Source organism: Amycolatopsis rhizosphaerae, assembly GCF_007713715.1.
In the GTDB taxonomy this organism is placed as follows: Bacteria; Actinomycetota; Actinomycetes; order Mycobacteriales; family Pseudonocardiaceae; genus Amycolatopsis_E; species Amycolatopsis_E rhizosphaerae.
The window spans coordinates 1-9,341 of record NZ_VJWX01000276.1 but is presented as its reverse complement, the minus strand read 5'-3'; the positions used below and the strand labels follow the sequence as shown (position 1 = coordinate 9,341).

The window sequence follows — 9,341 nt, the reverse complement described above, 5'->3', positions numbered from 1 at the left end:
GATTCGGCGGGGCGGGGCGGGGTTCCGCGGGTTCGGGTTCGGGTTCGGCGAGGAGACCGGCGCGAACCTGGCGCAGCTCCGGCCCGGGCTCGGCGTCGAGCTCCTCCCGCAGCACGCGCTCGGCCTGGGTGTAGGCGGTGAGCGCCTCGGCTCTTCGCCCGGCGGCGTCGAGCGCGAGGATCAGCTGTTGCCACAGCTGTTCGCGCAACGGATGTTCCGCGAGAAGCCCCCGCAGCTCGGCCACGGCGTCGGCGTGTTCACCCAGCTCGACGCGCAGCCGCAACCGTTGCTGCTGCACCGAAATCCGCATTTCGGCCAGTCGCGCGATCGACGAGGACCAGGTGTGATTGTGGGGGAGGTCTTCCAGGACGTTCCCGCGCCACTGCCCGGCGGCCAGGTCGAGCGCCGCGAGCGCCTCCTCGCACGTGGCCGCGGTTTCCGCTGCCGACACGTGCGTTTCGAACAGCGTCGTGTCCAGCTCTCCCGGCCGGACCGTCACGACGTAACCCCCGCCGCGGCCGCGAAGCCGATCGGCGAAATCGGGCGAGGCCTCGGCCAGCCGCCGCCGCAGGGAATGCACGTAGGTGCGGATGTTCGCGGCCGCGGAACGCGGGGCGGAACCGGGCCACAGCACTTCCGTCAGCGCGCCGGTGGACATCACCGTGTTCGGTTGCAACAGCAACGCGGCGAGCAGCAGGCGCGGCTTGGGGCCGCCCAGTGGCAGGGGCTGACCGGCCACGGCGACTTCGAGCGGTCCGAGAATACGAAAAGAAATCACCAATTCGGGATCGTATGGGCGACCCGGTTCGCCCCGCTAGCCCCGAAGGTATGGCCAAACGGTGAACTGTTTTCGGCAAATGGGGCAATGTCACGGCCCTGTTAGGGCATTCGGCCGATCACATTCGGCGCCTCGGCTCAGCCGCTTGCAAAGCCGCGTGGGCGTTGGCCGTGAAGGGTCCCTTCACAGTCGATTCGACCGTGAAGGGACCCTTCACGGCTCGCGCCGGCCCTGGGGGAGGGGCCGGCAGCGAGCTACTTGCCGTACCCGGCGCGGCGCAGGGCGTCGGCGAGAGCGCCACCGGGTGCGGCGCCCGAGTCACGCCGGTTGCCGCCCCGGCGCTGTCCCTGTCCCTGCCGCTGGCCCTGACCCTGGCCTTGACGCTGTCCCTGGCCTTGGCCTTGGCCCTGGCGCGGGCCACCCTGGCGTTCGCCGGGCTGGCGCGCCGGCTTCGCCTCGCCGCCGACCTCGTCGTCCAGCCGCAGGGTCAGCGAGATGCGCTTGCGCGGGATGTCCACGTCGAGCACCTTCACCTTGACGATGTCGCCCGGCTTGACCACGTCACGGGGGTCCTTGACGAAGTTCTTCGACATGGCCGAAACGTGCACGAGGCCGTCCTGGTGCACGCCGATGTCGACGAAGGCCCCGAACGCGGCCACGTTCGTCACGACCCCCTCCAGCCGCATGCCCGGCTTGAGATCGCCGAGCTTCTCCACCCCTTCGGCGAAGGTGGCCGTCTTGAACGCGGGTCGCGGGTCGCGGCCCGGCTTCTCGAGTTCGGCCAGGATGTCGGTGACGGTCGGCAGCCCGAAGGTCTCGTCGACGAACTCCTCCGGCCGCAGCGCCTTGAGCACCCGCTCGTTGCCGATCAGGCCGCGCACGTCCGTGCCGCTCTTCGCCAGGATCCGCCGCACCACCGGATACGCCTCGGGGTGCACGCTGGAGGTGTCCAACGGGTCGTCCCCGCCCCGGATGCGCAGGAAGCCCGCGCACTGTTCGAACGCCTTCGGGCCCAGCCGCGGCACCTGCTTGAGCAGTTCCCGCGACCGGAACGGCCCGTGCTCGTCCCGGTGACTCACGATGTTCTCGGCCAGGCTCGCCGTGATTCCCGAAACCCGGGTCAGCAGCGGCGCCGAGGCGGTGTTGACGTCCACGCCGACCGCGTTCACGCAGTCCTCGACCACCGCGTCGAGCGAGCGTGACAGCGACACCTCGGACACGTCGTGCTGGTACTGCCCGACCCCGATGGACTTCGGGTCGATCTTCACCAGTTCGGCCAGCGGGTCCTGCAGCCGCCGCGCGATCGACACCGCGCCGCGGAGCGAGACGTCCATGCCGGGCAGTTCCTGTGACGCGAACGCCGACGCCGAGTACACCGACGCGCCCGCCTCCGACACCACGGCCTTGGTGAGCCCGAGATCCGGATGCCGCTTGATCAGGTCGATGGCCAGCTTGTCCGTCTCGCGCGAGGCGGTGCCGTTGCCGATGGCGATCAGCTCGACCCGGTGCTCGGCCGCGAGCTTGGCGAGCTTGGCGATCGACTCGTCCCAGCGGTTGGCGGGCTGGTGCGGGTAGATGGTGTCGGTGGCGACCACCTTGCCGGTCGCGTCCACCACCGCGACCTTCACCCCGGTGCGGAAGCCCGGGTCGAGGCCCATGGTGGCGCGGGTGCCCGCGGGCGCGGCGAGCAGCAGGTCCCGCAGATTCGCCGCGAACACGTGCACGGCGTCGTCCTCGGCCGCCTGGCGCAGCCGCAGCCGCAGGTCGATGCCCAGGTGCAGCAGGATCTTCGTGCGCCAGGCCCAGCGCACGGTGTCCTGCAGCCACTTGTCCGCCGGGCGCCCCTTCCCGGCGATGCCGAACCGCTGCGCGATGCGCTGCTCGTACTCGCTCGGGCCCACCCGCGGTTCTTCGCTCGGCTCCTCGGGTTCGATGGTGAGGTCCAGGACCTCTTCCTTCTCACCCCGGAACATCGCGAGCACGCGGTGCGAAGGCATCTTCGTGAACGGCTCGGAGAAGTCGAAGTAGTCGGAGAACTTCGCGCCCTCGGTCTCCTTGCCCTCCCGGACCTTCGACGCCAGACGGCCCTGCGCCCACATCTTCTCGCGCAGCTCGCCGATGAGGTCGGCGTCCTCGCCGAACCGCTCGACGAGGATCGCCCGCGCCCCGTCCAGTGCGGCCTGCGCGTCGGCGACCCCCTTTTCCGCGTCCACGAACACCGCCGCGGCGGCCTGCGGGTCGGTGTCCGGGTCGCCGAGCAGCCCGTCGGCGAGCGGCTCGAGCCCGGCCTCGCGGGCGATCTGCGCCTTGGTGCGCCGCTTCGGCTTGTACGGCAGGTAGATGTCCTCCAGGCGGGCCTTCGTCTCGGCCTGGAGGATCTGGGCTTCCAGCTCGCCGGTCAGCTTGCCCTGGCTCCGGATCGAGTCGAGGATGGCGTCCTTGCGCTCGTCCAGCTCGCGCAGGTAGCGCAGGCGGTCCTCCAGGGTCCGCAGCTGGGCGTCGTCGAGCATGCCCGTGGCTTCCTTGCGGTACCGCGCGATGAACGGCACGGTCGACCCGCCGTCGAGGAGCTCGACGGCAGCCTTGACCTGCCCCTCGCGTACGCCGAGTTCCGCGGCGATCCTCTGCTCGATCGACTGCGCTGCGCCAGTCACGGTGCCTGTCACGGTCCTGATCCACTCCCCTTGGTCGAAGTCGTGGCTGCAATTCTGCCTTCGGGGCCGAGGGTGGTCCGGACAGGGTGGCCGCCGTCCTGCTGCCGCCGCAGGTCCGGGTGGCCACCGGCCGCCGATCGCGACGTGGTGACGGACCTGCAGGGGATGCTGTCGCCGTCCTCGATGCAGGAACTCGGAACGTACGGCGTGTCTACTCGGCGGCCCACTCGTAGCCGAGCCGGTACCGATCAGCGGGCAACGTCATGTCGTTCATCTCGAGCGGCGTCCCGTCCTCGCGGTAGGCGATGCGCGTGATGGTGAGCACCGGAGTGCCGGGCGGCAGTTGCAGCTGCGATCGCTCCTCGGTGGTGGGCATGCGGGCACCCACGTCCTCGCCGTAGCGGCCGATATGGTGACCTGCCTCCTCGAGCCGGGCGTAGGCACCACCCGGTCCAGTGTCGACCTGCTCGATGGCGGTGCCGCGGGTGAACTCACGCGGAAGCCGGGACACGGCGAGCTGCACCACCAGGCCGTTGGCGCGCATCACCCGGTCCCGTACGGTCACCTCGTCGCCGGGCTGGATCGCGAGTAGCCCGGCAGCGCGCTCGTCGGCATGTTCGAACCGAACCCGCACAGACGAGGACGGGGCGAAGCCCTGGGCCTTCGCATCCGCCAGGAAAGCGCCCTCGTTCTTCGCGCGTGCGGCCCGGGAGAGCCGGGAGCGGGCCAGGCGAACGATGTTCGCCGACGGTCGCACGAACACGCCGCGGCCGTGCTCGACGAGCACAATGCCATCGACCTCGAGCACCTGCACGGCCTCACGAACGGTGCCGCGCGAGACGCCGTAGGCCTCGATGAGCTGCTGCTCGCTGGGCAGTTTCGAGCCGGGCGCGTACTCGCCGGTGATGATCCGCTCGCGTAGCGCGGCAGCGATCTGCCGGTGAATCGGGACTCCGCTGGATCGGTCGACCATCCTCTGATTGTCCACTCGTCTGGTCGTCTTGACCACGAGCGGGACCTGTGTCACGCTCTGTGCGTCTACTCGTCTATACGAGTTGTGGGGAGGTGGCATGGACGGTGCGGAGGAGTTCCAGATCCTCGCCATGCTGGCCACTCAACACGGGCGTGGGGAGAGCAGTGCAACGGATGCTCGACCACCAGGCTCGGCACGGCCACCTGCCCGCCGATCAGCTACGCGAGCTGGGCCGACTCCTCGGCGACCTGGCCGAGCGACTCATCGCCGCGGCTGACGATCTGAGCCGGCCAATGACCGAGATTCCTTGAAACTCCGCGGGCGCGGGCCCGACCTGCTCCGCTCGCGCCGCGTGGCGGTCCTCGCGAAAGGGCGTCGAGGACCACATCGGGTGTATCCCGAGCACACATCCCGGCCCGGCGCACGCATCCGCGCCGGGCCGGGTATCCACCCCTTGAGAAGGGATTCGAGATGGCAACGACAACCAGTCACCGGACGGCCCGCTCGTTGGTCCCGGACGCGGTGTTCGACCAGCTGGTCGAGCGGATCGTGCACGACGAGGACATGGCCCGCCCCCTTGCGGAGCGGATCGTGGACCAGGCGCTCGCCTTCCTCGCGGCCTGCGCCACCGATCACGACCGGCCGCTGGCCCCCAGCTTCCTTGTGGACATCGGCTGGCACACCTTCCTGCTGCACACCCGTGCCTACGCCCAGTTCTGCCAGCAGGTCGCGGGGCGTTTCCTGCACCACGCGCCGACCGAACCGGGCACCGTGGACCGGGAGGAGGCGCGCGAGACGCGGGACCGCACGCTGGCCGCGATCGAGGCCGCTGGCTACGCGGTGGATCCGGACCTGTGGCCGCAGATGCACGCCGAGTGCAAGCAGGATGACTGCCACCAGTGCCACCAGGGATGCACGGACAGCCCGAAGAAGAAGTGACAGCATCGTGACCGTGACCGATCTTGCCGTCGCCTGGGACGCCTATTCCCGCAGCAAGCCTCCCCGGCGGAGCACCAACGCCGCAGGGCAGCGCACGTGGTTCAACTGGACCGCGCACCCCGACCACGGCCCCACCGAGGACCTCCTCGCGCCGAAGGCCGGAGCGCGGATGCTGGATCTGGGATGCGGCAAGGGGGGCAACATCGCCCACCTGGCCACGCTGGGCGTCCACGCGATCGGTCTGGACCTATCAGCACTGCAGATCGACGCCGCTCGCGAGCGATGGGAGCACCTGCCGACGCTGGCCTTTCAGCAAGGCGATGCCGTCGAGTACCTCGCGAGCGGCGCTGGGTGGTTCGACGCGATCTATTCGGTGTTCGGTGCGCTGTGGTTCATCGACCCGGACACGTGGCTGCCGCTGGCCTGGCAGCGGTTGGCACCGGGTGGACGGCTCGCGTTCTCTCACCGGCCGCCGTTTCACGGCTGCTACGGCTGCCAGGCCGGATTCATCCGTCACGGCAACCAGGAGCCGTTCGTGATCCGCCGCTGGGACTACACCCCCGAGATGTGGCACGACCAACTGACCCAGCACGGGTTCACGGACGTCGGGACAACCGTGATCCCCGGACCGGAGGGTGTGGCCAAACCCACTGACACGATGCTGGTCCACGGCCGCAGGCCGGCATCCTTCCGGTAAGCACAGTGCAAGCGGCCCCCGCCCCGCGGCCGAAGCGTGGCGACGACACGAGAGTACGTGCAGCAAACTCCGGCGGCGCGCGAACGCCTGCTGCCAGCAAGCCGGGGCAGATCTGGGGCAGAAGACCAGGATCAGCCACGATCAGGCAAGACGAAAGATCGCGAGGGGGATGCCGGACAACCTGCGGAAACGCTGCGATTCACCACCATCGACGTCGATCAGCCATCAGACAGAAAACAACAGGTCAGAACCTATGGACTACTCTCGTCACGTGGTCAACGACGATTACGTACGCGTGGGAACGGGTGGGCACGTGGTGCTCGCGCTGCACGGCTGGTTCGGCTCGGCGAACGCCTGGGAAGCGCTGACACCGCATCTCGACGGCGACAGGTTCACCTACGTTTTCCCGAACTACCGCGGTTACGGCGCCCGGCGCGACGTGGCCGGGGAGCACAGCATCGCCGAGGCGGCGGCCGACGTGCTGGCGCTGGCGGACGAACTGGGCGCCGGGCGGTTCTCGCTCGTCGGCCACTCCATGGGCGGCAGCGTCATGCAGTGGGTGTACGCGGAGGCACCTGAGCGGGTCCGTGCGCTGGTCGGGGTCTCGCCCGTGCCCGCCGCGGGCGTCCCGTTCGACGAACAGACCTGGCAGCTGTTCTCCAGCGCCGCGGACAGCCAGGAAAGCCGCAAGGCGATCATCGATTTCACCACCGGGAACCGGCATCCCGGCCACTGGCTTGACCGGCTCGTCCGGCACTCGCTGGACAACTCCGATCCCGCCGCCTTCGCCGACTACCTCGTCGCGTGGGCGCGCACCGACTTCCACGACCGGATCGCGGGCAGCGACGTGCCGATCAAGGTGATCGTGGGCGAGCACGACCCGGCACTGGGCGAGCAGACCATGCTCGCCACCTTCGCCCAGTGGTACCCGCGCCTGGAACTGGAGGTCATGCCGGACGCGGGCCACTACGCGCCGGACGAAGTGCCCGTCACCCTGGCGAACTCGATCGAAGTCTTCCTCGACGAGCACTGAGGGAGGCCACCATGGGCACTCCGGACGTGTTCGATCCCAGGGTGTTCACGCGGGGGCTACCGCACGAGGCGTTCCGGCGGCTGCGGGACACCGATCCGGTGTCGTGGCAGGAGGAGCACGAGGTGCTCGGCTGGCCCGCCGGCCCCGGCTACTGGGCCGTGACCCGGTACGCCGACGTCCGGCACGTGCTGCGCACCCCCGAGGTGTTCTCGTCCTGGCTGGGCGCCACCCAGATCCGCGATCCCGAACCGGCGGATCTGGGGTTCATCCGCCGGATGATCCTCAACATGGACCCCCCGGAGCACAACCGGTTGCGCCGCATCGTCTCGGGGGTGTTCACGCGGCGCAGGCTGGAGACCTTCGCCGCGCAGATCGGGCAGCGGGCGCGGGAACTACTCGGCGCGGTGGCCCCGCGCGGCCGCTGCGACCTGCCGGCCGAGGTGACCGACGACTTCCCGCTGCTGAACCTGTCCGACCTGCTCGGCGTGCCCGCGCAGGACCGGGGCCTGCTGCTGAACTGGACCAACCGGGTCATCGGCTACCAGGATCCCGAGCACGCCGGTGAGGTGGTGCGCGACGAGCAGGGCAGGCCGGTCAACCCGCGCTCGCCCGCGATGCTCGCCGACATGTTCGCCTACGCCCAGCAGCTCGCCGAGGAGAAGCGCAGGCACCCCGCCGACGATCTCATGACCGCGCTCGTACAGGCGTCCGTCGACGGACGCGCGCTCGACGACGCCGAACTGGAGATGTTCTTCTTCCTGCTCGTGATCGCCGGGAACGACACCGTGCGCAGCGCCCTGCCCGGTGGCGTCCTCGCGCTCGTCGAGCACCCGGCCGAGTACCGGCGGCTGAAGGCCGAGCCGGAACTACTGCCCACCGCGGTGGAGGAGATGCTGCGCTGGCACCCGCCCGTGCTGACCTTCCGCCGCACCGCCACCCGCGACACCGAACTGTCCGGCCGCCGGATCAGGGCCGGGGACAAGGTGGTGGTGTACTTCGCGTCGGCCCACTTCGACGAGCGTGCCTTCGAAGACCCGTTCCGCTTCGACCTCACCCGCGAACCCAACGACCACCTCGCCTTCGGGCAGGGGCCGCACCTGTGCCTCGGCGCCCACTTCGGGCGGCTGCAGCTGCGGATCTTCTTCCGCGAGTTCCTGCGCCTGCTGCCCGAGGCCGAGCTCGACGGCGAGGTGCGTCACCTCACCTCGAACTTCATCAACGGGATCACGCACCTGCCGTTGCGCTGGCGAACGGGCGCAGCCTGACCCCGGCCCGCAGCAGCGCGTCCCGTACCCGGAGGGCGATCTCCACCGCGCCCGGGGTGTCCCCGTGCACGCACACCGACTGCGGTTCGACCTTCACCACCGAGCCGTCGATCGCGGTGACCGTGCCCTCGGTGGCCATGCGCACCACCCGCTCGACCACCTCGTCGGGGTCCTCCACGACCGCGCCGGGCAGCCGACGCGACACGAGGGTGCCCTCGGGGGTGTAGGCGCGGTCGGCGAAGGCCTCGCGCACCGTGGTCAGCCCGGCGGCCTCGGCCTGCCGCAGCCACTCCGAACCGGGCAGCCCGAGCACCGGCAGGCTCCGGTCGTAGCGTTTCACCGCCTCCACCACCGCGGCGGCCTGTTCGGCGTGCGTGACGATCGCGTTGTACAGGGCGCCGTGCGGCTTCACGTAGCTCACCCGCGTCCCCGCCACGCGGGCGAACCCGTCGAGCGCGGCGATCTGGTAGATCACGTCGTTGACCAGTTCGGCCGGGTCGACGTCGATGAACCGGCGGCCGAACCCGGCCAGGTCCCGGTAGGCCACCTGCGCGCCGACCGCCACCCCGCGCCGGGCCGCCCGTTCGGTGACCTTGCGCAACACGCTCGGATCGCCCGCGTGGAAGCCGCACGCCACGTTCGCGCTGGTCACGATGCGCAGCAGGGCGTCGTCGTGCGTGAGCGGCCACACCCCGAATCCCTCGCCGAGGTCACTGTTGAGGTCGATCACGTCCGCCCGCTCCCTTCGTGGTGCCGCTTTCAGCCTGCCAGACGCGGCGGCGATCTTTACCGAACCCGAACAGTTCGTCCACGCTCCTCGAACCCCCGACCGGCAAGGTCGTTCCTGCCCGGCACGGTGCCGGGCCGAAACCACCGAGGAGTGAGCCATGAGCAGGTCGACCAGCCGCCGGGCCGCCGTCGTCGGATGCGGGGTCGCGGCCCTGCTGGCCGTCGGCGTTCCCACCGCCTTCGCCGACACGTCCACCCCGGCGACCCCCACCC

General features: G+C 70.1%; 9 protein-coding genes. 5 read left to right on the top strand and 4 right to left on the bottom strand.

Annotated elements, in window-relative coordinates; genetic code table 11:
• The 3 genes from FNH05_RS23890 to FNH05_RS23880 all read right to left on the bottom strand — a co-directional run.
• A partial coding sequence (locus FNH05_RS23890; RefSeq protein ID WP_246127912.1) for an AfsR/SARP family transcriptional regulator occupies positions 1 to 778 on the bottom strand: 778 nt, incomplete at its 3' end.
• Between the two features lie 254 nt (positions 779 to 1,032).
• Positions 1,033 to 3,432, bottom strand: a complete 2,400-nt coding sequence (locus FNH05_RS23885) for a Tex family protein (RefSeq protein ID WP_425458483.1) — start codon at positions 3,430 to 3,432, stop codon at positions 1,033 to 1,035.
• Positions 3,433 to 3,643: 211 nt separating this feature from the next.
• Positions 3,644 to 4,405: a GntR family transcriptional regulator gene (locus FNH05_RS23880; protein ID WP_144590951.1), complete on the bottom strand. Its 762-nt coding sequence runs from the start codon at positions 4,403 to 4,405 to the stop codon at positions 3,644 to 3,646.
• A gap of 173 nt (positions 4,406 to 4,578) precedes the next feature.
• On the opposite strand from FNH05_RS23880, the gene FNH05_RS38220 reads away from it, so the two are divergent.
• The 5 genes from FNH05_RS38220 to FNH05_RS23860 all read left to right on the top strand — a co-directional run bounded on the left by FNH05_RS38220 (position 4,579) and on the right by FNH05_RS23860 (position 8,339).
• The gene (locus FNH05_RS38220) at positions 4,579 to 4,716 is read left to right on the top strand and encodes a hypothetical protein (protein ID WP_186382703.1); all 138 of its coding nucleotides are present in this window, start codon (positions 4,579 to 4,581) and stop codon (positions 4,714 to 4,716) included.
• Between the two features lie 160 nt (positions 4,717 to 4,876).
• Entirely contained in the window at positions 4,877 to 5,344 is a 468-nt protein-coding gene (locus FNH05_RS23875) for a glycine-rich domain-containing protein (RefSeq protein WP_144590950.1), read from the top strand.
• Positions 5,345 to 5,357: 13 nt separating this feature from the next.
• Positions 5,358 to 6,041, top strand: coding sequence for a class I SAM-dependent methyltransferase (locus FNH05_RS23870; protein ID WP_144590949.1), 684 nt, complete (start codon positions 5,358 to 5,360; stop codon positions 6,039 to 6,041).
• 253 nt (positions 6,042 to 6,294) lie between these two features.
• Positions 6,295 to 7,074, top strand: a complete 780-nt coding sequence (locus FNH05_RS23865; protein ID WP_144590948.1) for an alpha/beta fold hydrolase — start codon at positions 6,295 to 6,297, stop codon at positions 7,072 to 7,074.
• 11 nt (positions 7,075 to 7,085) lie between these two features.
• A complete protein-coding gene (locus FNH05_RS23860; protein ID WP_144590947.1) occupies positions 7,086 to 8,339 on the top strand; it encodes a cytochrome P450 in 1,254 nt (417 codons plus the stop codon).
• Here FNH05_RS23860 and FNH05_RS23855 read toward each other — a convergent pair.
• The gene (locus FNH05_RS23855) at positions 8,299 to 9,066 is read right to left on the bottom strand and encodes a LamB/YcsF family protein (protein ID WP_246127913.1); all 768 of its coding nucleotides are present in this window, start codon (positions 9,064 to 9,066) and stop codon (positions 8,299 to 8,301) included. The genes FNH05_RS23860 and FNH05_RS23855 overlap by 41 nt on opposite strands.
• Positions 9,067 to 9,341 lie beyond the last annotated feature (275 nt).

Excerpts from the sequence above, each read along its gene's own strand:
- FNH05_RS38220 (WP_186382703.1), top strand. The coding sequence starts at position 4,579 with ATGCTCGACCACCAGGCTCGGCACGGCCACCTGCCCGCCGATCAGCTA.
- FNH05_RS23860 (WP_144590947.1), top strand. The coding sequence starts at position 7,086 with ATGGGCACTCCGGACGTGTTCGATCCCAGGGTGTTCACGCGGGGGCTA.
- FNH05_RS23875 (WP_144590950.1), top strand. The coding sequence starts at position 4,877 with ATGGCAACGACAACCAGTCACCGGACGGCCCGCTCGTTGGTCCCGGAC.
- FNH05_RS23865 (WP_144590948.1), top strand. The coding sequence starts at position 6,295 with ATGGACTACTCTCGTCACGTGGTCAACGACGATTACGTACGCGTGGGA.
- FNH05_RS23880 (WP_144590951.1), bottom strand. The coding sequence starts at position 4,405 with ATGGTCGACCGATCCAGCGGAGTCCCGATTCACCGGCAGATCGCTGCC.